This is a genomic window from Arthrobacter sp. UYNi723 (assembly GCF_054057635.1).
Map to the genome: position 1 here is coordinate 130,748 of NZ_JBSRZM010000007.1, position 24,132 is coordinate 154,879.

At 65.9% G+C, this 24,132-nt stretch carries 25 protein-coding genes and 1 pseudogene; 10 read left to right on the plus strand and 16 right to left on the minus strand.

What is annotated here, in order from left to right:
* Nucleotides 1–27: 27 nt before the first annotated feature.
* Together ACVWY0_RS07880 and ACVWY0_RS07885 are read right to left on the minus strand one after the other, a co-directional pair.
* Nucleotides 28–288 carry a hypothetical protein gene (locus ACVWY0_RS07880; RefSeq protein ID WP_252600640.1) on the minus strand — a complete coding sequence of 87 codons (261 nt, stop codon included), beginning with the start codon at nucleotides 286–288 and terminating at the stop codon, nucleotides 28–30.
* 71 nt (nucleotides 289–359) lie between these two features.
* Nucleotides 360–569 (minus strand): hypothetical protein, encoded by a 210-nt coding sequence (locus ACVWY0_RS07885; protein WP_252600642.1) that lies wholly within the window; start codon nucleotides 567–569, stop codon nucleotides 360–362.
* A gap of 491 nt (nucleotides 570–1,060) precedes the next feature.
* Here ACVWY0_RS07885 and ACVWY0_RS07890 point away from each other — a divergent pair, with 491 nt between their 5' ends.
* Complete coding sequence (locus ACVWY0_RS07890; protein WP_485836191.1) at nucleotides 1,061–2,659, plus strand: MFS transporter; 1,599 nt, start codon at nucleotides 1,061–1,063, stop codon at nucleotides 2,657–2,659.
* 300 nt (nucleotides 2,660–2,959) lie between these two features.
* Nucleotides 2,960–4,039, plus strand: coding sequence for an FUSC family protein (locus ACVWY0_RS07895; protein ID WP_485836192.1), 1,080 nt, complete (start codon nucleotides 2,960–2,962; stop codon nucleotides 4,037–4,039).
* Here the strand turns inward: ACVWY0_RS07895 and ACVWY0_RS07900 are convergent.
* Both ACVWY0_RS07900 and ACVWY0_RS07905 read right to left on the minus strand, forming a co-directional pair.
* Entirely contained in the window at nucleotides 4,005–4,772 is a 768-nt protein-coding gene (locus ACVWY0_RS07900; RefSeq protein ID WP_485836193.1) for an SDR family NAD(P)-dependent oxidoreductase, read from the minus strand. The two genes, ACVWY0_RS07895 and ACVWY0_RS07900, sit on opposite strands and share 35 nt — an antisense overlap.
* 18 nt (nucleotides 4,773–4,790) lie before the next feature.
* On the minus strand, nucleotides 4,791–5,147 hold the full coding sequence (locus ACVWY0_RS07905) for a VOC family protein (RefSeq protein WP_485836194.1): 357 nt from the start codon (nucleotides 5,145–5,147) through the stop codon (nucleotides 4,791–4,793).
* Between the two features lie 47 nt (nucleotides 5,148–5,194).
* Here ACVWY0_RS07905 and ACVWY0_RS07910 point away from each other — a divergent pair.
* Nucleotides 5,195–5,671 (plus strand): annotated as a pseudogene (locus ACVWY0_RS07910) (RNA polymerase sigma factor); the annotation flags it as partial.
* Between the two features lie 138 nt (nucleotides 5,672–5,809).
* On the opposite strand, the gene ACVWY0_RS07915 reads toward ACVWY0_RS07910, so the two are convergent.
* From ACVWY0_RS07915 to ACVWY0_RS07970, 12 genes are all read right to left on the minus strand, one after another.
* A complete protein-coding gene (locus tag ACVWY0_RS07915; RefSeq protein ID WP_485836223.1) occupies nucleotides 5,810–7,663 on the minus strand; it encodes an IucA/IucC family protein in 1,854 nt (617 codons plus the stop codon).
* 77 nt (nucleotides 7,664–7,740) lie between these two features.
* Entirely contained in the window at nucleotides 7,741–8,334 is a 594-nt protein-coding gene (locus ACVWY0_RS07920; RefSeq protein ID WP_485836195.1) for a GNAT family N-acetyltransferase, read from the minus strand.
* Nucleotides 8,331–9,773, minus strand: a complete 1,443-nt coding sequence (locus tag ACVWY0_RS07925; protein WP_485836196.1) for a lysine N(6)-hydroxylase/L-ornithine N(5)-oxygenase family protein — start codon at nucleotides 9,771–9,773, stop codon at nucleotides 8,331–8,333. Before ACVWY0_RS07925 ends, ACVWY0_RS07920 begins: the two co-directional genes overlap by 4 nt.
* Nucleotides 9,770–11,416, minus strand: coding sequence for a pyridoxal phosphate-dependent decarboxylase family protein (locus ACVWY0_RS07930; protein ID WP_485836224.1), 1,647 nt, complete (start codon nucleotides 11,414–11,416; stop codon nucleotides 9,770–9,772). The genes ACVWY0_RS07925 and ACVWY0_RS07930 overlap by 4 nt, the downstream gene beginning before the upstream one ends.
* Nucleotides 11,417–11,715: 299 nt before the next feature.
* Nucleotides 11,716–12,045 carry a GNAT family N-acetyltransferase gene (locus ACVWY0_RS07935; RefSeq protein ID WP_252568123.1) on the minus strand — a complete coding sequence of 110 codons (330 nt, stop codon included), beginning with the start codon at nucleotides 12,043–12,045 and terminating at the stop codon, nucleotides 11,716–11,718.
* The gene (locus tag ACVWY0_RS07940; RefSeq protein ID WP_485836197.1) at nucleotides 12,042–13,406 is read right to left on the minus strand and encodes an acyltransferase family protein; all 1,365 of its coding nucleotides are present in this window, start codon (nucleotides 13,404–13,406) and stop codon (nucleotides 12,042–12,044) included. The genes ACVWY0_RS07935 and ACVWY0_RS07940 overlap by 4 nt, the downstream gene beginning before the upstream one ends.
* A 96-nt stretch (nucleotides 13,407–13,502) precedes the next feature.
* Nucleotides 13,503–13,907 (minus strand): DUF1304 domain-containing protein, encoded by a 405-nt coding sequence (locus ACVWY0_RS07945; protein ID WP_485836198.1) that lies wholly within the window; start codon nucleotides 13,905–13,907, stop codon nucleotides 13,503–13,505.
* 37 nt (nucleotides 13,908–13,944) lie between these two features.
* The gene (locus ACVWY0_RS07950) at nucleotides 13,945–14,793 is read right to left on the minus strand and encodes a class II fructose-bisphosphate aldolase (RefSeq protein ID WP_485836199.1); all 849 of its coding nucleotides are present in this window, start codon (nucleotides 14,791–14,793) and stop codon (nucleotides 13,945–13,947) included.
* Nucleotides 14,793–16,211 carry a GntP family transporter gene (locus tag ACVWY0_RS07955; protein WP_485836200.1) on the minus strand — a complete coding sequence of 473 codons (1,419 nt, stop codon included), beginning with the start codon at nucleotides 16,209–16,211 and terminating at the stop codon, nucleotides 14,793–14,795. The genes ACVWY0_RS07950 and ACVWY0_RS07955 overlap by 1 nt, the downstream gene beginning before the upstream one ends.
* A gap of 99 nt (nucleotides 16,212–16,310) precedes the next feature.
* Entirely contained in the window at nucleotides 16,311–17,213 is a 903-nt protein-coding gene (locus ACVWY0_RS07960) for an NAD(P)-dependent oxidoreductase (protein ID WP_485836201.1), read from the minus strand.
* Nucleotides 17,210–17,338, minus strand: a complete 129-nt coding sequence (locus ACVWY0_RS07965) for a hypothetical protein (RefSeq protein WP_485836202.1) — start codon at nucleotides 17,336–17,338, stop codon at nucleotides 17,210–17,212. Before ACVWY0_RS07965 ends, ACVWY0_RS07960 begins: the two co-directional genes overlap by 4 nt.
* Nucleotides 17,339–17,359: 21 nt before the next feature.
* Nucleotides 17,360–18,844: a four-carbon acid sugar kinase family protein gene (locus ACVWY0_RS07970; RefSeq protein ID WP_485836203.1), complete on the minus strand. Its 1,485-nt coding sequence runs from the start codon at nucleotides 18,842–18,844 to the stop codon at nucleotides 17,360–17,362.
* A 146-nt stretch (nucleotides 18,845–18,990) separates the two neighbouring features.
* Here ACVWY0_RS07970 and ACVWY0_RS07975 point away from each other — a divergent pair, with 146 nt between their 5' ends.
* The 7 genes from ACVWY0_RS07975 (at nucleotide 18,991) to ACVWY0_RS08005 (ending at nucleotide 24,068) form a co-directional block, all read left to right on the plus strand.
* Nucleotides 18,991–19,695, plus strand: a complete 705-nt coding sequence (locus ACVWY0_RS07975; protein ID WP_248763112.1) for a FadR/GntR family transcriptional regulator — start codon at nucleotides 18,991–18,993, stop codon at nucleotides 19,693–19,695.
* Nucleotides 19,696–19,800: 105 nt separating this feature from the next.
* A complete protein-coding gene (locus ACVWY0_RS07980; protein WP_056347910.1) occupies nucleotides 19,801–20,010 on the plus strand; it encodes a dodecin in 210 nt (69 codons plus the stop codon).
* Nucleotides 20,011–20,262: 252 nt separating this feature from the next.
* Nucleotides 20,263–21,084: an aldo/keto reductase gene (locus ACVWY0_RS07985; RefSeq protein ID WP_485836204.1), complete on the plus strand. Its 822-nt coding sequence runs from the start codon at nucleotides 20,263–20,265 to the stop codon at nucleotides 21,082–21,084.
* A 90-nt stretch (nucleotides 21,085–21,174) separates the two neighbouring features.
* Nucleotides 21,175–22,146: an aldo/keto reductase gene (locus tag ACVWY0_RS07990; RefSeq protein ID WP_485836205.1), complete on the plus strand. Its 972-nt coding sequence runs from the start codon at nucleotides 21,175–21,177 to the stop codon at nucleotides 22,144–22,146.
* Complete coding sequence (locus ACVWY0_RS07995; protein WP_485836206.1) at nucleotides 22,140–23,183, plus strand: SDR family oxidoreductase; 1,044 nt, start codon at nucleotides 22,140–22,142, stop codon at nucleotides 23,181–23,183. The genes ACVWY0_RS07990 and ACVWY0_RS07995 overlap by 7 nt, the downstream gene beginning before the upstream one ends.
* 244 nt (nucleotides 23,184–23,427) lie before the next feature.
* Nucleotides 23,428–23,841: a DUF2975 domain-containing protein gene (locus ACVWY0_RS08000; protein ID WP_485836207.1), complete on the plus strand. Its 414-nt coding sequence runs from the start codon at nucleotides 23,428–23,430 to the stop codon at nucleotides 23,839–23,841.
* A complete protein-coding gene (locus tag ACVWY0_RS08005) occupies nucleotides 23,841–24,068 on the plus strand; it encodes a helix-turn-helix domain-containing protein (protein ID WP_485836208.1) in 228 nt (75 codons plus the stop codon). Before ACVWY0_RS08000 ends, ACVWY0_RS08005 begins: the two co-directional genes overlap by 1 nt.
* Nucleotides 24,069–24,132: the final 64 nt, after the last annotated feature.

The following is a 24,132-nucleotide window of genomic DNA, read 5'->3' on the forward strand; positions in this document are numbered from 1 at the left end:
AGATGCGCGTCGCCAGGTCGGATGTTCCTAGGACGAGTGCGGCATCTGCGGGCGGCCGGTACGGTGCACGGCCGTGACTGCAGCCTCATGGCCCGCCCGGCCATGGTCTGAACCCTGCTCCTTGGGGTGCCGGTGCTTGCCGTTGCCGTCCGGCCAGTGGTGTTCGCCGGCCATCGCCGCAGTCACCGCAAGGGTGGCCGGGTCCGGCATGGACGGGGTGTCCATGGCTGCCGCGAGATGGTCCGCGACCTCCGGTTCGATCCTTGCTCCAGCATGTTTTTCAGCCATTTTTTCTTCCTTCCGCAATGAAATGAAGTGTTTACCAATGGTAGGTCTGGCGTGCTGTCCTGCCGCTGGATTTACCAGCGGACCTTCTTCTCTGCCGGGCCCTGCTTGCCGCTGACATGGGTGGGCTTGTGGTTCTTGCCGACGCTCTGCAGCCCGGCGTCGCCGCCCCTGGATTTGCTGGCCAGCATGGCCCGCTGCGCTTCGGTCAGCCCGGCCCGGATGCCCTTGGCTTCGGCATCGTCCTGCGCGGATTCGGGCTGGCTGGGAGTGTTTTCAGTCATTTGGTGGAACCTTTCTGAGGAGAATCAGTGTGTCTGACGAGATCAGCATGGACGGGGCCGGTGGTACCAGGCCGCAGGCGTCCGCCTACTCAAAAATCAGTGTTCCCATGAATCAACAATAGGCAGTTTCAGGCTCGGTTGTGAACCCCCGGTTTCCGGCCTGTACATGGGGCCGAGTGGCGGCCGGAACTGGTGCCCGAACGGCCGTGGCGGCTGTCACTTTTCCGCGCGAATCAGGGGAAAAATGGCGCAAAAAAGGGGTCGTGAACAAAAAGATTCCGTAACGATGGGCCCGAACCGCCCGAATCCCAGTAATGACGGGACGAGAGCAGCCAAAAGAAATCCCTGAAAACCGGTGGAAACCCTCTCTAAGGAAGGCACTTTACGGTATAAAACTCTCATTTGCCATAGAATCCGCGTAAAATTGGAAGCCTGCCCAGAGCGGGGCAGCTACAAGTCGCAAGCAAATGACCTCCATAGGAGTCGCCCAAATGCCCACAGACCGAAGCACGACCGACTCTTCAGCAGGCGTGAACAACGCCAGCCGACCCAACGATGCAGTACCAAATAGCGCACTACCAAGTGCGCGTAAACCGAAGATCCTTGCGCGTCGCCGACTCAAAGAGTCCGACGTGAATGTTGTAAACCAGCCCATGCTGAAAAAAGCGCTCGGCGGAACCATCGTGGGTAACACCATGGAGTGGTTCGACGTCGGTGTATTCGGCTACCTGATCACCACCATGGGACCTGTCTTCCTCCCCGAGGCCGACAAGTCCGTCCAGACGCTGTTCCTGCTTGGAACGTTCGCTGCCACCTTCATTGCCCGTCCACTCGGCGGTGTTGTGTTCGGCTGGCTCGGCGACAAGATCGGGCGGCAAAAAGTACTCGCCGCAACACTGATGATTATGGCTGCCAGTACGTTCGCCGTCGGGCTGTTGCCCGGCTACGCCCAGATCGGCATCTGGGCCGCTGCGCTGCTGGTAATCCTGAAGCTTGTACAGGGCTTCTCCACCGGCGGTGAATACGCAGGCGCCACCACGTTCGTGAGCGAATACGCCCCGGATAAGCGCCGTGGATTCTTTGCAAGCTTCCTGGACATGGGCAGCTACCTCGGCTTTGCCCTGGGTGCGGCGCTGGTTTCTGTCCTGCAGCTGACCCTTGGCCAGACAGCCATGGAGGAATGGGGCTGGCGCATACCCTTCCTCGTTGCCGGCCCGCTGGGCCTCATCGCCATCTACTTCCGGAACAAGATCGAGGAATCCCCTCAGTTCCAGGCCACGCTCGATGCCCAGGAATCCATCGGGCAGGCCGCCGCAGCAGCTGACGTGGACGCCGCCAAGAGTCCGGTCGGAATCGTCAAGGCCTATTGGCGCTCGCTCATCGTCGCGATGGTCCTTGTCGCCGCTGCCAACACCGCCGGCTACGCCTTGACGTCCTATATGCCGACGTACCTCACTGAGTCCAAGGGCTACGATCCCGTCCACGGAACGCTGCTGACCATCCCCGTGCTGGTCATCATGAGTCTCTGCATTCCCCTGACGGGCAAGCTGTCCGACCGCATCGGCCGCCGGCCGGTCCTGTGGATCGGCGCCATCAGCACCGTGGTTCTGGCAACCCCGGCGTTCTTGCTGATCGGCATCGGTGGCGTCTGGTCCACGCTGGCAGGCCTTTCGCTGATCGCGTTCCCCGTGACGTTCTATGTTGCGAACCTCGCCTCGGCATTGCCCGCACAGTTCCCGACAGCCAACAGGTACAGCGCCATGGGTATCGCCTACAACTTCGCCGTTGCCATCTTCGGAGGCACCACCCCGTTCATCGTTGCCGCGCTGATCACGGCGACCGGCGATGACATGATGCCGGCCTACTACCTCATGGGGACCTCAGCCATCGGGGCTGTGGCTATCTACTTTCTGAAGGAATCAGCCCAGCGTCCGCTGCCCGGCTCCATGCCCAGCGTGGACACCCAGGCGGAGGCCAAGGAACTGGTTGCAACTCAGGACGAGAACCCGTTGATCGACCTGGACGACATGCCGTTCGAATCCCAGGACGTCACCGATGCCGCGGCTTCCAAGGTTCCGGCCGGAGTCTAAGCACCACAGCTAAGCACCGCAACAACAAACCGGCCTGACCGGGCCGTCTTGTAGCCCGCGCTCAAAGGCCCGTCCCGCGCGCTTTCCTTGGGGGAAGCACGCAGGGGCGGGCCTTAGCCGTGCCCGGCAGTGCCCTCCCGGCCGGCCCAGCCCGGCCCGGCCCGTCCGGCCCGTCCGGCCCGCCCCGCCCCGCCCCGCCCCGCCCCGCCCAAGCGACGCTCTGTGACCCAGCTAATGGTGACCATTCCGGGGTTCTGCTAAATTTTCGAATAAGGGCTTGATTGATAGGTGGTGTTGGCTGTGCGCAGAGTCATGGCCCATGCCCGCACCCTGTACGCCCTGGGCCCGGCGAACAACGACCGGCTCTCGGCCGTACGGGTTGCCCTCAGCGTGGCAGTGCCCTCCCTGGTCCTCCTGGCCATCGGCCACCCCGAGCTCACCATGTACGCAGTCTTCGGTGCCCTGACCGGTATGTACGGACGCTCGGAATCCCATCAGCTGCGCCTCAAGCACCAGGCTCAGGCGGCAGTGGTCCTGGTCAGCGGCATCACGGTGGGCGTGTTCCTGTCCGTCAACCACCTCCACTCCTGGTGGTTGGTGCTCGTGGAGGCCGTGCTGGCCGGTGCCGGTTCCCTTTTCTCCGACAAGGTGCGGCTCAAGCCCAACGGACCGTTCTTTGGCATCCTGGCACTGGGCGCCTGCGCCTCGGTCCCGACGAACGTGCCGTTCCTGACGGCCGTACTGATCGGTGCGGCCTCGGCCGCGTTCTCTATCCTGGTGGGCTTCGCCGGCTGGCTGCGGGTCCGGGCTTGGCAGGCGGGTGCCGTGCGGGATGTTCCGCGGCTCAGCGGTGAACGCCGGCAGGCCGCGTTGGTGCATGCCGCCCGCTATGTCCTGGCCGTCGGTGCCGCCGGCGCCTGCGGAGTGCTGAGCGGCAGCGGCCATCCGCACTGGGCCATGGCCGCGGCCGCCGTCCCGCTCGCCGGGGCCGACCTGCCCAGCCGCGTCCACCGCGGGATCCACCGCATCGTGGGGACGTTCGTCGGTTTGGCGTTGGTCGCCGTCGTACTTTTCCCGGGGCCGTTGTCCCCGCTGCAGTATTTCCCCGGCCACGCTGCCGTCGTGCTGGCGCTGCTGGTGATCGGATTCCAGTTCCCCACCGAACTCTTCATGGCGCGGCACTACGGCTGGGCCATGGTCTTCTTCACGCCGGTGATCCTGCTCATGACGCAGCTTGCCGCCCCCGCGGACCCGGGCCTCCTGGTCACCGAACGCGCGGTGGAGACGTTTGTGGGCGCCGTGATCGGTATCGCCGTGGTGGCGGCCGTCCGCGCACCGCGGAAAGCTACTGCTTCGGACGCCGCGGCGGCCCGGACGTAAACCGCGCCGGCAGCACGCGTGAGATGGCGGCCACCAGTTTGTAGCGTTTGGTGGGGATCGAAACGCCCTTCCCGCGGGCGTTGTCAGCGAGGCCCTCCCGGACCACCTGGTCGGCCCGCAGCCACAGCCAGCGCGGGGCGACCGACTTGTCCATGCCCATGCGGTCGTGGAATTCGGTGTGCGTGAATCCGGGGCACAGCGCCGTGACATGCACGCCTCTCGGCCCGTAGGCCAGGTTGGCCCAGCGGCTGAAGCTGACCTGCCAGGCTTTCGCGGCCGAGTAGCTGCCGCGGTTGGCGAACGCCGCCACGCTGGCCACGTTGATGATCCTGCCTGAATGCCGTTCCAGCATCCCCTGCAGGGCGGCATGGCAGAGCTCCATGGGGGTCTGCACGTGCAGGCGAAGGTGCCTTTTCTCGTCCTCCAAGGAATTGTTTTCGAACGAATGCAGCAGCCCGATCCCCGCATTGTTCACCAGGACCTCAACCGGCCGCGCAGCGTCCGTGAGGCGCCCGACGACGGCTGCCACCCCGGCGTCGTCCGTCAGGTCGGCGGGCAGCACCTCAGCGGAAACGCTGTAATCACGCTCCAGTTCTTCAGCGATCTGCTGGAGCCGGGCGGCGTCGCGGGCCACCAGGACCATGTGGTGGCCTTCCTGCGCGAGCTGGCGGGCGAACTCCGCTCCCAGCCCTGCTGTTGCCCCTGTTACGAGCGCTGTGGTGGGTGTCTCCATGCGCCCAGACTAGCCGTGTTACGGCGCAGGGGGCTGGTGCAGGCCGAAGGTTGAGCCCTGGTCGTCCTTGCAGAGCTTGAATCTTCCGTACTCCGCCGGGTCCTCGTCGCCCAGTTCCGCACTGTCCGTCGAGCCGCCAAGTTCACGCACCCGGGCCAGGGCGGCGTCCATGTCGTCCACCCGGAAGAACAGGTAGGGCACCGCGCCCTTGTCGCCGCCGTGCAACCCGCCGGGGATGCCGGGTGTGCCGATTATGGACCCGCCCTCATCGGACGGTCCGGGGCTGAAGTCCCCGCCGAAGAGCGCGCCGTAGATCGCCCTGCCCCGTTCGGAATCTTCGACGCCGATTTCAAGGAACGCTGGTTCGCCGGCCATGGCTTCTCCTTGTCTCGTGGGGTCAGGTGGGTCGAGTGCGGTGCCGCCCGGTGCTTCTGGAAGACCAGGACCGACGGCGGTGGGACCAGGCCGCGATCCGGCGCGGACGTGCGGCGCTGGCCCGGGCCGCGGGTTCCGGGCGCGGGCTGGGCGCCTACGGTCTCCAGGCCTCCATCGCCGAGTGCCATGCGGTGGCGCACTCGGTGGCCGAGACGGACTGGCACCGGATCGTCATCCTCTACGAGGCCCTCGGACGGCTGGCCCCCTCCCCCATCATCGAGCTCAACCGTGCCGTCGCCGTCGCGATGGCTTCCGGCCCGGCGCACGGGCTGGAACTGGTGGAGGCCCTCGCCTCGCGCGGGGAACTGGCGGGCTCGCACCTGCTTCCCGCGGTCCGTGGCGAGATGCTCACCCGGCTCGGCCGCCGCGACGACGCACGGTCCGCCCTCCTGCAGGCCGTTGCGCTGTGCGGGAACGCCGCCGAGCGCGCGGTGCTGGAGCGCAAGGTGGAAGAGCTCAGCTGACCCCGGGTGGGCCTCGGTCCAGCACTCGCGGCGGCCCGCTGCCGGATTCTGCTCCATCATTCCTGCAACCCCCGGCACCGCGCCCGGAATCACGGGCCACCTGGCCGAAACCCGCGAATGATGGAGCAGAATCCGACGCTATGCGAACCTGGCGAGCGGGTTGGCGAGCCTGCCGGCCATCTGCAGCCCGCCGGACGGGTCCGTGAGGTCAAGCATCTGCTGGTTGTTCCGCAGCTGCAGCCGGTTCAGGCACGACAGTTCAAAGTCCGCGGCGAACAGGTCGTGGCGGGCGAACTGGTCCGCCAGCTCCGGGTGTTCACCCTGGTAGTCCTGGATGACCCGCGCGGCCGTGCCCCAGAACTCCTCCTCGCTGAGTTTCCCGTCTTCCACCAGCAGGGCACCGAGGAAGCGGAAGATGCAGTCGAAGATATCCGTAAAGATGGCCAGCACCTTTTCGCCGTCGGGAATGTCCACCTGGATCCGTGATACGTCCTCGGGCAGGTCCAGCCGGTTCCCCATCACCACGATTTCCTCGGCGATGTCCTTCATCACTGCCCGCACGGGCACACCGTTGTCCAGCACGAGGATCACGTTCTCGCCATGCGGCATAAAGGCGAGTTCGTACCGGTAGAGGCAGTGGACCAGCGGGACGAGGTAGGCCTCGAAGTAGCGGCGCAGCCATTCGGCAGGCTCCAGTCCGGAGCGCTCAATCAGGGCAGACACCATCGGTTTGCCTGTCGAATCGACGTGCAGCAGGGACGCCATGGTGGCAAGCTGCTGGCCGTCCTCCAGCAGCGGGAGCGGACTTTCCCTCCACAGCGCGGACAGCATCTTCTGGTACGGCGAGCCCTTGGCGGACGCGGCCTCGTAGTAGCCGTTGTGGTAGCCGATCGCCGCGATCTCGCTGATCATGGCCAGGCCGCGCTTCTGCAGGGCTTCGTCTGACCGGATCAGGTCCTGCAGCCAGTCGTTGATGGCGGGGGTTGCCTTCATGTACTGCGGCGAGAGTCCCCGCATAAAGCCCATGTTCAGGACGGACATCGCCGTCTTGACGTAGCTCTTGGCGGGCGCGGCCGTGTTGAAGAACGTGCGGATGGACTGCTGGGACTGGTAACTGTCTGCACCGGTCCCCAGGTGGATGATGTGCTGCTGGGCGATTTCGGCAGCGAACGTGACAGTGAGCTTGTTCTCCCACTGCCACGGATGCACCGGCATCAGGAAGTACTGTGCGGGGTCCACACCCTGGGCGGTGAATTCGGCGTCAAAGGACTGCAGCGCGGCGGCGCCGAGCTCGGCCTCCAGGTGGGCGCGGTAGTCCAGTCCGGCGCTGGCGGTGAAGACAGCCTTGCTGCGGTGGACCCCGATCCATTCCAGGTGGACGGGGGCTCCGGTCTCCGGCGCGAACGCCCGGTAGTCACTGATGCCGAAGCCCAGCCGGCCGTTGTTGGCCACGAAACACGGGTGGCCCTCCGTCATGCTGCGTTCGATGGCCTGGAAGTCGGCTGCGGGGTCGGTTCCGCCGGTGACTCCTGCCACGAGCTCTTCGGCGGACGGTTGTCCCAGCCATTGCTTGTAGGAGTGGCCGGCCAGGGTGCTGCTGATCTCTTCAAGGTAGACCGGGAGCATCTCCTCGCGGATGCCCAGAGTGTCCCTGAACTCGGTGATGAAGCGCAGTGCATCCGGGGCGGCATCCTCGCCGCTGCGTGTGCAGTGGATCGAAGCGGCGTCCACCGACCAGTGCTCCAGCTCCAGGACTCGGGCGGTGAACGAGTACGCCGTGAGGCCGTCGTCGCTGCGGACCACGTACACCGCGGGCTCCTCCGGACCCGTGGCACCCCTGCCGGAGCCCAGTCGCTGCGGCTCCAGGATGCGTTCGTGCAGGAATTCGGCGAGCGCCTTGCGGACCAGGTGGCGGTTGGCCGCCGCCCAGCGTTCGGGTGCGAGGTGGGGAACGGTGTTGGCGGTGCTGTCCGGCCTGTCGGCCGGGTCAATTTCGGCCGCGTCAGTGTCGGCGGTGTCAATGGCGGGGGCGGATTCCCGTACGACGGCGGGGTCCAGCTCGATGATGGTCACAGTGATGCTCCCTGGTGGATCGGGGCGGAAAGGTCATGGGAATGGTCTTGGGGGCGGTTCAGCGCTGCGCGGGCGGCGAGGTAGTCCTGGCGTGTGCAGAAGCTGAGCAGCGCTTCCTTGTCCGGCAGGGTGACAACCCCCGCCGGCTGGAAGCCAAGCCGCTCGTTGAGCGCATGGATCTTGGAGTTTCTGGCGTCTGGTTCCACCACCACGCGTTCCACGCCCGGTTTTCCGAACAACCGCTCCAGCACGGCGTCCATCACCGCGGCCGTGTACCCCGGTTTGGGATCTCCCGACGGCGGCGCCACCAGCAGGTGCATACCGATGTCGCCCTTCTGCACGGCATAGACCGCGGCCAGCGGCGAGGCGGCCGGCAGGTATTCCTCCATCAGGAAGGCGGGGACGCCGTCGTCGTTGATCCCCAGCAAGGCATGGTGATGTCCCGTTGCCTGGATTTTCGAGTATTCCTCCACAACGCCGTCAACTGTTGAGGAGAGCATCCCCCAGAACGACGCGTACGGCTGCGTGACCCAGCTGTGGAGGAGGCGTGCATCGGCAACGGCGTCAACACAGCGGAACGTGAAGCTCATGCGGACACCTCCACAGTCTGAGTGGGAGCCGGCTCGGCGCTGAGTCCGGCCGGACCGGCGACTGAACCGGAGACTGAACCGGAAACCGCGCCGGGCTGGGGCAGGCCGGGCTGGGGCAGGCCGGGCTGGGGCGGGCCGAACTGCTGGAACGCGATGCCGCGCTCCACGGGATAAACCTCGCGGCCGGTGATCTCACGCAGGATGCACGAGTTGCGGTAGGCGGCCATGCCGAGGTCCGGGGTGACAAACCCGTGCGTGTGCAGCTCCGCGTTCTGGACGAAGAGTTCGCCGGGTTCGACGCCGGTGCTGTAGTTGCGTGCCACGGCGAACCGGCCGGCGGAGTCCCTGGCAATCCGGTCCTGGATGCCCGCCAGGAAGTCCGGCTCGCGGTAGGTGTAACCGGTGGCCAGGACCACTGCTTCGCTATCCAGCACATAATCCGAGCCCTGCTCCTCGTGCCGGAGCTGCAGCGCGTGGGAACCGGCGGCCTGATCCCACGCGGCGCCGGTGAGCGACGAATGGGTGAGGAGCTGGGTGTCCACCATGCCGGAAAGGCTCTTGGTGTACAGGAGGTCGTAGATGGCGTCGATCAGCTCGGAATTGATGCCTTTGTACAGGTTCTTCTGGCTCTTGATGAGGCCGTCGCGCTGGTCCTGGGGCAGCCCATGGAAGTAGTCCACGTACTCCGGCGAGGTCATCTCCAGGGTGAGCTTGGTGTACTCCAGCGGGAAGAATCGCCCCGACCGGGTGACCCAGTTCAGCTGGTAGCCGTAGGTGTCGATGTCCTGCAGGAGCTCGTAGTAGATCTCCGCGGCGCTCTGGCCGCTGCCCACGATGGTGATGCTCCGCTTGGCCTGCAGCTCACTTTTCCTCGACAGGTAGTCCGCGTTGTGGAGGACAAGTCCCCCGCCGCCATCAGCGGCCGCGTCGACTATTCCGTCACAGGACGCCGGCACGTAGGGCGCCGTGCCCGTGCCCAGCACGAGCCGACGCGCCAGCAGCACCTCAGGCCCGTCCGGACCTTCCACCGAAAGGCGGTACACGCCGGCGTCGTACGTTACATCCAGCACAGCTGTGCTAAAACGGACCGAACGCAGCTGGCCGGCCACCCACTGGCAGTACTGGTTGTACTCGGCGCGCAGCGGATAGAAGTTTTCGCGGATATAGAAGCGGTAGAGGCGCCCGGTCTGCTTGAGGAAATTCAGGAACGAATACGGCGACGTGGGGTCGGCCAGCGTCACCAGGTCCGCCATGAACGGCACCTGGAGGTGGGCCGGCTCCAGCATCATGCCGCGGTGCCAGTCGAAGGATTCCCGTTGCTCCAGGAAGACGCCATCCAGCCCGTCCACCGGCGCGCTGAGGGCGGCGAGGCCAAGATTGAAGGGCCCGACGCCGATGCCGGCGAAGTCGAAAATGCGCGGTTCGGTGGAGGCGCTCATGCGGACACCTCGCTGGTGCTAGGGCTGGCACTGGCGCCGGCCAGCAGCTGCACGCCGGTGCTGCGCAGCAGCTCGATGATCTCGCTGATGTCCTCCAGGGTTGCTTCCGCGTTGAGGAGCGTGAACTTCAGGTAGTGCCTGCCAGCAACCTTGGTGCCGGCTACGACGGCCTGCCCGGACGCGAAAACCGCCGCGCGGATGGCCGGGTTGAGGGTGTCGGCCGCATCCTCGGAAAGCCGGCCGTGAGCGTCATTGAGGCCGACATCGGCAAAACCGGCGCCGGCAAGGGCAGCAGCAGTTCCGGGCACACGGGGCCGGTACCGGAACACCAGCGTGCTGAGCTGCGGAGCGGCGGCGAGCTCAAAGTCGTCATCGGCCGCCAGCACTGATCCCACCCGGGCGGCGAGATCGATCGCTTCATCAAACAGAGCGCCAATCGCATCCGCGCCCATGATGCGCAGGGTCAGCCACAGCTTGAGCGCGTCAAAGCGCCGGGTGGTCTGGATGCTCTTGTCCACCTGGTTGGGGATCTCGGCCAGGGCGGCGCTTTCGGGGTTCAGGTAGTCCGCGTAGTACGTGACGTGCTGGAGCATGGCGCGGTCGCGGACCAGCAGGGCGCTGGAGCTGACGGGCTGGAAGAACGTTTTGTGGAAGTCCACGGTGACGGAGTCTGCCAGGCGGGTCCCGTCCAGCAGGTGGCGGTAGCGGCCGGAAACCATCAGCCCGCCGCCGTAAGCCGCATCAACGTGGAACCAGGCACCGTAGGCGCGGGCCAGGGCGGCGAGGTCCGCGAGCGGGTCCACCGCACCGAAGTCGGTGGTCCCGGCGGTGGCCACAACCGCCATCGGCACCAGCCCGGCGTCGTGCGTTTCCGCCATGGCCTCGGCGAGCGCGGCCGGGTCCATCTTGTGGTCCGCGGCGCACGGGACGGAGATGACGGCGTCGAAGCCCATGCCCAGCATGGACGCGGACTTCTGGATGCTGAAGTGGCTGTCTGCTGATGTGAAGATCCGCAGCTTGTCCAGCAGCGCGGGCAGCCGGAGTCCGGCGTTGGCCGGGTCCTGCCGCAGGCCGGCAACGGCGTGGTTGCGCGCGATCAGAAGCGCCTGCAGGTTGGACTGGCTGCCGCCGGAGGTGAACACGCCGTCGGCTGCAGCCCCCAGCTGCAGCCGTTCGGCGGTCCAGTCGATGAGCCGGCGCTCGATCATGGTGGCCCCGGCGCTCTGGTCCCAGGTGTCCATCGAGGAGTTCACCGCGGACAGGATGGCCTCCCCCACCAGCGCCGGGATCACCACCGGGCAGTTCAGGTGGGCCGCGTACTTCGCATCGTGGAAGTAGATGGCGTCCCGGAGGTAGACGGTCTCCAGCTCTTCCAGCGCCGCGGCGGTGTCCGGGAGGGGCTGGTCCAGGTCAACGGCGCGGATGCGCGCCTTCATTTCGGCAGGCCCGACGCCGGTAAAGGGCCGGGTGGTCCGGTCGATTTTGGTGGCCACGGCGTTGACGCCCTGCAGCACCTGCGCCACGTACCGGGTGGAGTTCCTAGTGTTGAACAGATGGTTGGTGGCAGCGAGGGCCAGCTCCACGCGGGAGCCGAAATCCTGCCCGGGCAGGGTTTCGCCCACCCGATTTTCATCCACGTACATCTCATCAACACGGGGCAGCAGCGGCACAGTGGTCATCCTTAGTTCGACGTTGGGGGTTGTCTTTAGCAAGGTAAGCCTTACTTAGGTGAACCTTTTCGTCAAACTTTAGTGACTTATTTATCTTAAGCCGCGGGAATACGGGCGTTCTTCAGGTCGCGGGCGCGTCATTGACTGGCCCCGATCGCGAATCGGGTGCAAAATACTCCGCGCGAACGGACACTTGGGCCACCCTGCGGGAGCTTTCAGGGGCTTAAGTGACCGCTCGCGCCAGCCGGAGGGGGCTTAAGTGACCGTTCGCGCTAGTTGTCCGGCCAGTCGATGTGCTGTTCGTAGCCCTCGTGGGCACGGAGGTAGCCGGAGATGAAGGGGCAATGCGGGATGATCCGCTTACCCGAGGCCACCACGTCGTCGAGCGCGAAGTGCGCCAGCACCTTGCCCAGGCCCTGGCCCTTGAAGTCCTCGGCGGTGTCGGTGTGGAGGAAATCCACGTGTCCGGGCAAGTCCCGGAAGAAGGACTGGACGGCGATCTTCCCGCCCACCCGCAGCTCGTAGCGGTGATGCTCGTCATCCCTGGACAGCGAGACGTCAGGGCTGAACTTGTCCTCTGTGGAAATCATGTTCTCAGTCATGGTTCGACATTGGCACTACTTGGCCCCGCTGGCAATGGCCCGTCAGACTGGCTGCCATCGTGGGCGACGCGTTCGGCACCGACATCGCCGGGGACACGTTCGGGCATCCTGCCCAGCAGCAGGACGGCCAACACAAAACATGCTGCGCCGCCTCCGAGCAGGCCAAGCGTCAGGCCGTTGAGGGCAGCGTCCGCCACCGGAATGAAGACGACGACGGCGGCCGTCACCACCGCGGCGGCGGGCCGGCCGCGGGTGTGGACAGACGCCGTCGGACGCTCCTCAAGGTGGCCGAACACGGCCAGCACCGGGAGCAGGAGAGCCACAACCCCCAGGAGGACGAGCGGACGGGCCCACCACCATTCAGCGGTGCCGGCCGCAGGCTTGGGGAAGTCGGTGAGGAGCAAAAGCCCGGACATCGCCACGAGCAACGGCAGGTGCCAGAGGTACACGGTCATGGAGCGGCGGCCGGCCACCATGACCACCGCGCGGACCCAGCGCACCCCGGAAACCCAGCCGAGCCCCGGCCGGAAAAGCTGGAGCGCGGCAGCCTGGGACACGCCCAGGAGCAGCAGGCAGAGGTTGGGTGGATTGAGGTTGACCAGCATATTTCCGGAGTAGAGACCCAGCCCAGTGACCAGCCCCAGCAGCAGGTTGGCTGCCAGGATGATCCCCACCAGGCCGGAGCGCGTGAGCCTGGCGAAGTAACCGTCGGCCATCAGGAAACCAAGCTGCTGCACGGCGCACCACAGGAAAACAAGATTTGCGTAGGCGAGCATGGGCAGGGCTCCGCGGAAGCAGTCGACGGCCACCACGAGAGCCGCCAGGACCGCAACGGTCAGCCAGGGCGCGCGCTCATGGAACCGGGCCAGGAGCGGAATGTTGAGCTGGGCTGCCAGGTAGGCGGCGAGGAACCACAGGGGCATGCCGGCCCCCGTGGTCATCAGCTGCACCACCTGGGCGTCCACGCCCAACAGAAGCGCGGCCCAGAGCCCCAGGAACATCACTGCCAGGAGTGCCGCCGCCGGGCGGACCAGCCGCAGCAGCCGGGCCTGGACAAACTCGACGCCCGTACCGCCGCGGGCTCTCAGCCGCTGCCAGGACTGGAGGCCGGTGGTGCCGCCGGTCACGAAGAACAGCGGCATCACCATAAAGATCCAGATGACCGGCACGAACCAAGGCTGATCGCCCAGGGTATTTTCCGAGGTCACGGTGCCGTCCCCTTGCAGGACTGGGCTGACCATCATGCAGTGGCCCACCACCACCAGGGCCAGGCAGACGAACCGGACAAGGTCGATCACCAGGTCGCGCTGGACCGCCTGTTCACCCTGCGGGGCCGGCCCCGGCTCCTTCACACCACTCACGTGCAGTCCCTACATGCGCCGATGCTGCTGTTGACTCAATTGTCCGCCCGCGATGCGCTCCCGGCCAGAAAGGCACCCTCTGGCCAGGAGTGTCAGTCAGCCAGCAACGGCCAGCAACCCAAGCACGACGGCGAGCAACGGCGTCGTGCCTTGCAGAACCGCGGCGCGGAGGTACTTCCGTCCAGACAGTGCCAGCACCGCGGCAGCCAGCAGCATGGACCCGCAGCAGCTGAAGATCAGCGTCCAGCCCACCACGTGCTGCGCCGAAGCGTCCGGGCCAAGCGCCACGCAGCCCATTCCGATGAACGCGCCGATGGCCAGGAACAGGTTGTAGAAGCCCTGGTTGTAGGCGAGGGGTTTGGTGGTCTCGGCGTCGGCCTGGGAGGCGAGGCCGAAGCGCTTCCACGTGGCCGGCGTGGTCCACGTGAGGGACTCCATGGTGAAGATGTACACGTGGAGCGCGGCGGCGATGAACGCAAAAAGCAGGGAGGCCAGGATCATGTGCTGATCCTAGCCTCCCCAAAACTCAACGGATGCGTCAGCGGAGCATGCCCAGTGCGGACGTGGCGAATTCCCTGGCCGAGGTGTTCCAGTGGCCCAGCAGGCCCTGGAGGTTCTCGCCGTCGGCCCGTTGCGCCGGCAGCTGTTCCTGGAGCGTGGACAGCACGCCGGTACGGAGCTCCGTATTGAAGTTCACTTTGCCCACGTTCATCGCGGCGGCCTTGACCAGCTCCCCCGCCGGAATGCCGGACGCGCCGTGGAGCACCAGCGGGATGTGGGTCCGCACGGCAATGTCCTGCAGGACATCCCAGCGCAGCTGCGGCTCGCCCTTGTACTTGCCGTGCACGTTGCCCACGGCGACGGCCAGCAGCTCTGCTCCGGTCCGGGCCACAAAGTACGCCACCTGGGCCGAATCCGTCAGGCCAGCCACTGCCACCCCGGCTTCGTCCGCGCCGAAGGCCCGGTCCTCGTCGCCGGCCAGTCCCCCGAGTTCCGCTTCAAGCACGACGTCGGCACCCAGCACAGCGCGCGCCTCGCGGACCAGCGCAATATTGTCCTCATACGGAAGGGACGAACCGTCCGCGAGGACGGAATCCGCCCCCGCGGTAACGGCGTCGACCATCACTTTCAGGTCCGCCGCGTGGTCAAGCTGCACCGCCACCGGAACGGACGCGCTGTCCGCCAAGCCGCGGAGCGCGGCGATCAGCCGGAGGCCGTTGGACGTAGCGGCGGTCTTGGGGGCCACCACCAGAATGACGCCATGGCCAGTGTCTTCGGCAGCGCCCACAACAGCCAGGGCGGTGGTGAAGTCGTAGCAGGTGAACGCGGGAACGGCCGAACCCTGCTGCAGGGCGGAGGTAACGAGGTGGTCGAGTCGGGTGCGCATCAGACGCCCAGGCCTCCCACCAGGATCCAGACCAGGAACGTCAGGGCGAAGCCTGCCAGGCCCAGGATGGTGGTGAGGACGGTCCATGTCCGAAGACCGTCAGCAACCGAAAGCCCCAGGTAACGTGTCACGATCCAGAAGCCGGAGTCGTTCACGTGGCTTAAGCCGAAGGCACCGAAGCCGATGGCTATCAGAATGAGGGCGGTCTGCAGCGGTGAGAAGCCGCCGTCGGCCACAGAGGCGGCCAACAGGCCCGATGTCGTGATGATGGCCACGGTGGCCGAGCCCTGTGACGCACGGAGGATTGCAGCAAGGATGAAGGCCATCACGATGACGGGAAGTCCCGCCGTCTGCAGGCCTTCGGCGAGCGCCTTGCCGATACCGGATACGGTGAGGACCTTGCCAAAGACGCCGCCTGCGCCCGTTACAAGGATGACGATTGCGGTGGGTGCAAGGGCCGAATCCATGACCCCACCGGTGTGCTGTGAGGACCAGCCGCGGCGGATGCCCAGGAAGTAGTATGCCAGGCCCAGGGCCGTGAGAAGGGCAATCAGGGGAGCGCCGACGAAGGCCGCGAGCTGGGCCGGGAAGGAGTCCTTGGGCAGGATCACAGCGCCCACGGTGCCTACCATGATCATCAGGATGGGGAGAACGATCAGCGTGATGATCATGGCCGGGCTGGGTGCGGTCTTTACCTCCGTCTTGACTGCAACGTTTGAAGCACCCTGGCTGGCTTCCTGCTCCACTTGGGATGTGCCGGAACCGAAGAGCCGGAACTGTTCGCCAGTGGCCGGCAGCATGGTGAATTCGCGGCGGTTGAGCTTGCGTGCAACGAAGTAGCCCAGGACGCCGACCGGGATACAGAGCGCGAGGCCGAGGATGGTGGTCCAGCCGATGTCAGCGCCCAGGATACCGGCGCCGCCTACAACGCCGGGATGCGGCGGAACTACAACGTGAATGGCCAGCATGATGGCGCCTACCGGAAGGCCGATTTTGACCGGGTTAACGCCTGCGGCCTTGGAGAAGCCGTAGATGATAGGGATCAGGATGATGAATCCGACATCAAAGAACACGGGGATAGCCAGCAGGAAGGCTGCTGCGGTGAGCGCAGCGATCACGCGCCGGGGGCCCAGCAGTTGGGTGAATTTCCCTGCAAGCGACTGGGCACCGCCCGAGATTTCGATCATCTTTCCCAGCATGGCGCCGAGGCCCACCAGGATGGCGACGGACCCAAGGGTTCCGCCCATCCCTTCCGTGACAGTCTTGATGATGTCCGGCAGGGGAATGCCTGCTACCAGTGCCACGGAAACGCTGACGACAAGCAGTGCGAGGAAGGCTGGGATCTTAAACTTGATGACAGCCACGAGCAGCAGGGCGACGCCTGCGGCTGCTATGGCCAAAAGAGCTAGTGCGCTCATGATGTGTCTCCTTTGACATCGCTAGTTAAGCCTAGCGAACTGGTGGTACGACGACGGCGGAGGGGGACCGCCGTCATCGGGCTTGGTGGGTGGAACTGACTAGCTCGCAGTGCGCTTCGTGGGCGCTACAACCTTGATGACTGCGGAATCGTCGGCGGCGGCGAGGCCCTGGGCCTGGCCCAGGAGGTACAGCTGCTCGGCGGCGGCGGCAACGGGGGCTGCCAGGCCGGCGGCGCGGGTGGCCTTGCCCACGATGCCCATGTCCTTGACGAAGATGTCCAGGCGGGACAGGACCTCGGCGCCTTCCTCGGTGTAGGCCTCGAGGATGCGCGGGCCACGGTTGGAGAGCATGAACGAACCTGCCGCGCCGGCTTCGAGGGCTGCCAGGGTCTTGGCCTGGTCCAGGCCGAGGGCGTCGGCGAGGGCCATGGCCTCGGCGGCGGCCGCGATGTGGATGCCGCAGAGGAGCTGGTTGACGGTCTTGAGTGCCTGGCCGTCGCCGGGCTTGTCGCCCACCACGGTGAGCGTGGAGGCCAGCAGTTCGAGGGCCGGGCGGGCCTTCTCCTGGGCTTCCGGAGAGGCGCCCACCACGATCAGCAGGTCGCCTTCGCCGGCGCGCTTGGGACCGCCGGACAGCGGCGCGTCCACGAGCTCAACGCCGTATTCGGCGAGACGCGCCACGGTGGCGGGGATCGCTTCGGTGCCCACGGTGCTGCCGAGGATGACGACGGCGCCCGGCTCCAGCACGGTGGCCACGCCGTTCTCACCGAAGAGGACGTCGTTGAGCTGCTCGCCGTTGCGGACCGCCAGGAGCAGGGCGTCGGCGCCCTTGGAGGCTTCCCGGGCGGAGGCGAAGGTGCGGATGCCGGCTTCTTCGGCGAGCTTCAGGCGCGGCTCGGCGATGTCGAAACCGTGAACGGTGAGCTCGCTGGCCAGGCGGGTGGCCATGGGCAGGCCCATGGCGCCGAGGCCCAGGACGGTGATGGTGTAGTTGCTGGTCATGGTGTTCTTCCTTGAATACTGGCGATATCGGTGATGCCGGTGATGCCGGTGATGCCGGTGATGCCGGTGATGCCGGTGATGCCGGTGATTGAACCCGTCGTAATCCGGTGACGGGGTTTCGACAAGCTCAACCACCGGGATTGGGATTAGAAGGTGTTGCTGAGCTTGCGGGTGACGTCAGCGAGGGACTGGTCGTCGCCCACGTTGCCGGCGAACACGATGTACGGGATGCCCTTGGCGGGGCCGTCCACCGGCTCCCAGAGCGAGACGATGCCCGGCAGCATGGGACCGCGGACAATGGCGTGGCGGATTTCTAGGCCGTGGGCGGCGACATCGGAGGACGTGATGCCGCCCTTGGCGATGACGAACCGCGGCGGGAAGGTCTTGAGGGTCCGGTTCACCACCGCGACGACGGCGGCGGACACCGTGCGCGCGATCCGCAGGCTCGCTGCGGCGTCCTCGGTCTTGATGAGCAGGCGGCTGGTGTGGACGATGACATCTCCCCCGTGGAGTGCCTCCACGACGGTGTCAACGATCTTGTCGAGGTGGGCGTCCCCGGCGTCGCTGAGCAGCTTCTCGACGTCGATCTCCACAATGCGCGCGGCGCTGTGCTGTTCGGTGAGGGCCTTGAGCTGGCGGGTGGTGACGCCCACGTGGGAGCCCACCACGATCAGGCCGCCGGCCTCGGACGGGGTGTTGCCGGCGTAGGCTTCAGCGCCGGTGAGCTCGGTGCGGATTTCCTGGCCGATCCGGGCGCGGACAAACGGCGGTCCCACGCGGTAGAGGAGCTTCTTGCCGCGCCGTTCGGCTTCTTCCAGGCCCAGGGACAGGGCGCGGAGATCGTTCTCGGTGACGATGTCAGCGACGATCGGCGTGGAGTTGGTGGCAGGCTCGATGGCGTCGGCGATGGCCTTGGCGGTGATTTGCGGATCGGCAGAGGCGCGGATGATGTTCAGGTCCAGGACAATCACGGAATCCGCGGCGAAGCGGCCCTGCGACTTCTCTTCCACGTATTTGGTCATGTCCGAGTTGGCGAAGCCGAAGCTGGCGTCCTTGGCGAATTCGGTCTCGGCCACGGGGGTGAGGTTGCCGGCGTCATCCCCGGTGCCGCGCATGTAGTGCACGCCGCCGATGGTCACGCGGCCGGCGTCGGGGAACGCCGGCACCAGCACAACGCCGTCGGTGGCTTCTCCGCTGACGTCAGCAACGGTGGCGGCGATGACGTCGGGCTCCAGCGGGTAGTGGCCGCGGAGGGTGGAGTCGCTGCGGCTCACGAACGCGAGCCGCAGGCTGGAACCGGCGCTGGCATCTGCGGACCCGGCAGCGGCCAGCGCGTTGCGGACCACTTCCTCGTTACGGACTGCAGCTTCTGCGGGGTCCAGGCTGCGGGTGTTAGTGAGCACGTACACGGCGGGCTTCGACTGGCCGAAGGCCCAGATGAAGTCCTCCACTTCCCAGCGGGTGAGCACTGGCAGATCCGCAACGGACTGCGTTCCGGTGGGGTCGTCGTCGAGCACTACGAGCATCCGGGGGGTCACCGCGCTGGACGCGGCGACGGCGTCGGCAACGAGGCGGGCGGGAATCCGGACTTCGGCCGGGAAAGCGGCCAGGATGTCTGCTTCAAGCGTCACAGTGCACTCCGTTGTGTGGAAATCTATAAGTATTGACGTAACTGTAAGATGTCTGACATCTAACATTTCAAATAGTGTGGCACAGGACATAGAAACGCGCAAGTAGACTTGTCAGACATATCTGGCGACGGCGGCAAGGGGGACATATGGCACGGAAATCACTGGTGGGCGTTGTTGCAGACGAACTCCTGGACCGGATCATTGCCGGGGACTTCCCACCCGGATCCAGCGTTCCCGGCGAGCTGGAACTCAGCGCCAGGCACGAGGTGAGCCGGATGACGGTGCGCGAGGCCATGAAAACCCTGGAAGCGCAGCGGATCCTCAGCGTGGAACGCGGCCGCGGCACATTCGTTAACCCGTTGAACCGTTGGGCTTCGCTGGAAGCTGTCCTGCGCGCCGCGTCAGAGGGACAGAACGAAGCCGCCGCCTCCGTGCAGCTCATTGAACTGCGCCGAATGCTTGAAACCGGGGCGTGCGAACTCGCGGCGGCACGGATCAGCGACGCCGACATCCAGGCGCTGTTCGGCCATGTAGCGGCGATGCGGGCCGCCCATGAGGTCAACGACATTGCCGCCTTCGTGGAGGCCGATCTGGCATTCCACGACCTGATCCTGCGCGCCTCGGAGAACGTTTTTGTGGCGGTCCTTTTCGCACCGCTGCACCGGGTGCTGGAAAAGCGCCGGGCCGAAACATCGGCCGTGCCAACCATCCAGGAGCACGCCATCGGACACCACCAGAACATCGCCGAGGCACTGGAATCGCGTAACCCGAGCAGGTCGCGCGAAGCCATGGACCTGCACATGCAACAGACCCTGGATGACCTCAAGAACCTGGTCCTCGAAGCGCCCTGACCAGAGTCCACTCCGAAGTATTGGCTCTGGCCACGCTTCAGAAGTGCCACTAGTGTTCAAGAACGGCCCGCAACCGGGAATCGAAGGCGATCACGAGGAGCGAAGTTGTCCAACCACACGTACAGCATTACTGAAATTGTCGGCACCTCCGAAGAAGGCGTGGACGCGGCAGTCCGCAACGGGATCGCCGAGGCCGCCAAGACCTTGCGCAACCTGGACTGGTTCGAGGTCAAGGAAATCCGCGGTCACCTCGAAGACGGCAAAGTTGCCGACTGGCAGGTACGGATCAAGCTCGGTTTCCGCCACGAAGGCTGACCCTTCCAGGTCTGAACAGTGATGGCCGCGTCCTTTGGGCGCGGCCATCACTGTTCAGCCATCCGGCACGGCCCTGCCAGGCACTTCCTACAACGAATGTAGGACTGCCAGTCCTAGGAAAAACAGGGACACGGTCAAGGACTGACTATCGGCGCGAAAGTGCATAGGCTCGTACCGGAGCAATTCCCGAAAGCGGTTTCCTGCCGGACATCCCGAGCCAGGAACCATCCTTCAGCACTACGAGGAGTACCCATGTCAGAAATCTCGCTGAACAACGGCGTCACTATCCCCCAGCTCGGTTTCGGCGTTTTCCAGGTTCCGCCGGAAGACACCCAGCGGATCGTTGAGGATGCCCTGGCAGCCGGCTACCGCCACATCGACACCGCCGCCGGATACCGCAACGAAGCAGGTGTGGGCGCTGCCATCGCAGCCTCGGGCATTCCGCGCGAGGAAATCTTCGTGACCTCCAAGCTCCGCAACGGCGATCAGGGCCGGGCCTGGGACGCATTCCAGGACACCCGCGAGGCGCTGGGTCTTGACTTCGTGGACCTCTACCTCATCCATTGGCCGGTCCCGTCACAGGGCCTCTACGTCCAGGCTTGGAAGGAACTGGGGGCCCTGTATGCCGCCAAGGCGATCCGTGCCATCGGCGTCTCGAACTTCCTCTCCGACCACCTGGACACGCTGCTCGAGTCCACGGACGTCGTACCCGCCGTGAACCAGATTGAACTGCACCCCAGCTACCAGCAGGCCAAACTAGCCGCCAAAAGCCGTGCCCTCGGGATTGCGGTGGAGGCCTACAGCCCGCTGGGCCAGGGTGGGGACCTCAACGGAAACGCCGTCACCGCCGTTGCGCAGGCACACGACGCCACCACGGCGCAGGTGGTCCTGGCCTGGCACCTGGCCGCCGGCACCATAGTCATCCCCAAGTCGGTTAACCCGTCCCGTATCCGCGAAAACTTCGCGGCCGCGTCCTTGACCCTGACCGACGACGAGCTCGCCTCCATCACCGCGCTCGAGCGGGGCGCGCGCATCGGTTCCGATCCCGCCGTCGCCGCTTTCACACAGCTGTAGCCAACGCTGACCGAGCCTGCCGGCACCGATTACGGCGGGCTCGGTCACCGGGTTCCGCCACGTCCAACCACCAGCGAAGGATCCCTCCGTATGCAGTACACGCACCTGGGCCGTTCGGGCCTGAAAGTTTCCCGGCTTTGCCTGGGCACCATGAACTTCGGCCCGCACACCGACGAGGCTGACGCGCACCACATCATGGATTCCGCCCTGGACGCCGGCATCAACTTCTTCGACACAGCCAACGTCTATGGCGGCAGCGGGCACCGGGGCTGGACCGAGGAAATCATTGGCCGCTGGTTCGCGAAGGGCGGCGAGCGCCGCGAACGGACCGTCCTGGCCACCAAGCTGTACGGCACCATGACTGACCGCCCCAACGAGTCCAAGCTGTCCGCGCTGAACATCCGGCGCGCCCTGGACGCCAGCCTGAAGCGCCTCCAGACGGACTACATCGACGTGTACCAGTTCCATCACATAGACAGGGACACACCCTGGGACGAGATCTGGCAGGCCATCGAAGTGGCCGTCCAGCAGGGCAAGATCCTCTACTCGGGCAGCAGCAACTTCGCGGGCTGGCACATCGCTCAGGCACAGGAAGCCGCCCGCCGCCGGAACTACACCGGGCTGGTCAGCGAGCAGTCCATCTACAACCTGTTCCGCCGCGAGGTGGAGCTGGAGGTCATCCCCGCCGCACAGCAGTACGGCCTGGGCCTGATCCCGTGGTCGCCGCTCCAGGGCGGGCTGCTGGGCGGCGTCCTGAAGAAGGAACGCGCGGGCGTCCGGCGCACCGAAGGGCGCGCCGCAGAAACGCTCAAGCAGCACCGGGACCAGATCCAGCAGTTCGAGGATCTCGCGGACGGGCTGGGGCACGAACCCGGCGACATTGCGCTCGCGTGGCTGCTTCACCAGCCTGCTGTCACCGCACCGATCGTGGGGCCGCGCACGCAGGAACAGCTCGACGCCGGCATCCGGGCGTTGGAGGTCACGCTTGACGCCGACGCGCTCAAGCGGCTCGACGACATCTTCCCGGGCCACCGGCCGGCACCGGAAGACTACGCATGGTGAATCCATTGGATTCCGCGGCCGACACCGTGGCACCACGGAACATCCTCTTCCTAGGCGGCACCGGGGTGATCAGCGCCGCAGCGGCGGAACGCGCCGTCGTATTGGGACACCGGGTGACCATCCTCAACCGCGGCCAATCAGGTAAGCCGGTACCGGATGGCGCGGAGGTCCTGCACGCGGACATCCGAGACCAGGACGCTGTGCGGGCGGTGCTGCAGGGCAGGGAGTTCGACGCCGTTGCGGACTTTATTGCCTTCACTCCAGATCAGGCGCGCTCCAGTATGGAAGTGTTCCGCGGCCGGACCGGCCAGTACTTGTTCATCAGCACGGCGTCGGCCTACCAGAAGCCGCCCACCCGGCTGCCGATCCTGGAATCCACTCCGCTGAAAAATCCGTTCTGGCAGTATTCACGGGACAAGATCGCGTGCGAGGACCTCTTGTTCGAGGCCTACCGGTCAGATGACTTTCCGGTCACCGTGGTGCGTCCCTCACATACGTACGACCGCACGAGGGTGGGCCTCGTGGGCGGCTGGACAGACATCCACCGGATGCGCACCGGCCAGCCCGTCATGGTGCACGGCGATGGCACGTCGCTCTGGACCGTGACGCATGCCAGGGACTTCGCGAAGGCCTTCGTGGGACTGCTCGGCAGGCCGCAGACAGTGGGCGAGAGCTACACCATCACCTCGGATGAGTCCCTGCCCTGGAACCAGATCTACGGCCTGTTTGCGCGGGCGGCCGGGGTTGCCGAACCGGAGCTGGTCCACATATCTTCGGAAACCATCTCCGCCCACAGCGCCGCGCACAGCCCCCACCTGGGGCCAAGCCTCCTGGGCGACCGCGCCCACTCGGTGGTGTTCGACAACGCCAAGATCAAAGCCCTGGTGCCTGGCTTTGCCGCCACCATCCCGTTCGCGGACGGGACCCGGGAGATCGTTGACTGGCATGACAGCCACCCGGAACTTCAGGTGGTGGACCAGTCGTTTATGGATCTGAGTGATCGGCTGATCAGGTGGGCGCGAAGGGCGGCTGACTGACGGTGCGGCCGCATCCCTTGGCGCCGGCGGCAACCCGGATGGCCCGAGCGCTCCTGCCCAGTTGCTGTTGGCCCACCCGCCGACATGCCGTGGCGCGGCGCGGTTTGTCGGCCTCGGCGTGGAGCAACCGGGCGGGAGCGCACTCAGGGCCGCGGTCTTGAACCGAGGCCCCTTGCCGGGCCCTGCCAAGTGCTTGCCAGGTCCTTGCCAAGTACTTGTCTGTTCACTCTTTGTCCAGGTCTGGATGGTGCCGCTGCTGTCCATCGACCTGGAGGAATCCGGCACCGACCCGGGCGTGCGCATTCTGGCCCTCGTGATTGTGGTCCTGGGTATCGCCGCCGTACAGGTCACGCTGGTGTGCGTTTGGCGCCTGCTGACGATGGTGCGGCGCGGAACAGTGTTCTCCCACGCCGCCTTCCGGTACGTGGACGTCATCTTCTGGGCCGTTGCGGCCGCGTCCGTGTTGGTGTTCGCGCTTGCCGTGATGCTCGCGCCGGGTGACGCCGCCCCCGGCGTTGTGCTGCTGATCTGCGGGGCATCGCTGCTGATCGCAGGAGTGGCCCTGATCGTGCTCGTACTCCGGGCGCTGCTGGCCCAGGCCGTGGCCCGCGACGCCGAGGCGAACACCCTGCGTGCCGAGCTGGGCGAGGTGATCTGATGCCGATCGTTGTTGACATCGATGTGATGCTGGCCAGGCGAAAGATGCCCGTGGGTGAGCTCGCCGACCGGATCGGGATCACTCCGGCCAACCTGGCGGTCCTCAAGAATGGCCGCGCCAAAGCCGTGCGCTTCACCACGCTTGAGGCGCTGTGCGACGTCCTCGACTGCCAGCCCGGGGACCTGCTGCGCTGGGAGCCCGGGGAAGAGGGCGACGCGGAAGGCTGATTGGGGGCAGGCCCGAGGCCGCCCCACCCTGAACAGGTCATCCGGGAATCCGCCCGGCCAAGCC

What these genes read in the sequence shown, in the direction of transcription:
- ACVWY0_RS07880 (WP_252600640.1), bottom strand. Translation starts at nt 288, where the DNA reads ATGGCTGAAAAACATGCTGGAGCAAGGATCGAACCGGAGGTCGCGGAC.
- ACVWY0_RS07885 (WP_252600642.1), bottom strand. Translation starts at nt 569, where the DNA reads ATGACTGAAAACACTCCCAGCCAGCCCGAATCCGCGCAGGACGATGCC.
- ACVWY0_RS07890 (WP_485836191.1), top strand. Translation starts at nt 1,061, where the DNA reads ATGCCCACAGACCGAAGCACGACCGACTCTTCAGCAGGCGTGAACAAC.
- ACVWY0_RS07900 (WP_485836193.1), bottom strand. Translation starts at nt 4,772, where the DNA reads ATGGAGACACCCACCACAGCGCTCGTAACAGGGGCAACAGCAGGGCTG.
- ACVWY0_RS07905 (WP_485836194.1), bottom strand. Translation starts at nt 5,147, where the DNA reads ATGGCCGGCGAACCAGCGTTCCTTGAAATCGGCGTCGAAGATTCCGAA.
- ACVWY0_RS07920 (WP_485836195.1), bottom strand. Translation starts at nt 8,334, where the DNA reads ATGAGCTTCACGTTCCGCTGTGTTGACGCCGTTGCCGATGCACGCCTC.
- ACVWY0_RS07925 (WP_485836196.1), bottom strand. Translation starts at nt 9,773, where the DNA reads ATGAGCGCCTCCACCGAACCGCGCATTTTCGACTTCGCCGGCATCGGC.
- ACVWY0_RS07930 (WP_485836224.1), bottom strand. Translation starts at nt 11,416, where the DNA reads ATGTACGTGGATGAAAATCGGGTGGGCGAAACCCTGCCCGGGCAGGAT.
- ACVWY0_RS07935 (WP_252568123.1), bottom strand. Translation starts at nt 12,045, where the DNA reads ATGACTGAGAACATGATTTCCACAGAGGACAAGTTCAGCCCTGACGTC.
- ACVWY0_RS07945 (WP_485836198.1), bottom strand. Translation starts at nt 13,907, where the DNA reads ATGATCCTGGCCTCCCTGCTTTTTGCGTTCATCGCCGCCGCGCTCCAC.
- ACVWY0_RS07950 (WP_485836199.1), bottom strand. Translation starts at nt 14,793, where the DNA reads ATGCGCACCCGACTCGACCACCTCGTTACCTCCGCCCTGCAGCAGGGT.
- ACVWY0_RS07955 (WP_485836200.1), bottom strand. Translation starts at nt 16,211, where the DNA reads ATGAGCGCACTAGCTCTTTTGGCCATAGCAGCCGCAGGCGTCGCCCTG.
- ACVWY0_RS07960 (WP_485836201.1), bottom strand. Translation starts at nt 17,213, where the DNA reads ATGACCAGCAACTACACCATCACCGTCCTGGGCCTCGGCGCCATGGGC.
- ACVWY0_RS07975 (WP_248763112.1), top strand. Translation starts at nt 18,991, where the DNA reads ATGGCACGGAAATCACTGGTGGGCGTTGTTGCAGACGAACTCCTGGAC.
- ACVWY0_RS07985 (WP_485836204.1), top strand. Translation starts at nt 20,263, where the DNA reads ATGTCAGAAATCTCGCTGAACAACGGCGTCACTATCCCCCAGCTCGGT.
- ACVWY0_RS07990 (WP_485836205.1), top strand. Translation starts at nt 21,175, where the DNA reads ATGCAGTACACGCACCTGGGCCGTTCGGGCCTGAAAGTTTCCCGGCTT.
- ACVWY0_RS07995 (WP_485836206.1), top strand. Translation starts at nt 22,140, where the DNA reads ATGGTGAATCCATTGGATTCCGCGGCCGACACCGTGGCACCACGGAAC.
- ACVWY0_RS08000 (WP_485836207.1), top strand. Translation starts at nt 23,428, where the DNA reads ATGGTGCCGCTGCTGTCCATCGACCTGGAGGAATCCGGCACCGACCCG.
- ACVWY0_RS08005 (WP_485836208.1), top strand. Translation starts at nt 23,841, where the DNA reads ATGCCGATCGTTGTTGACATCGATGTGATGCTGGCCAGGCGAAAGATG.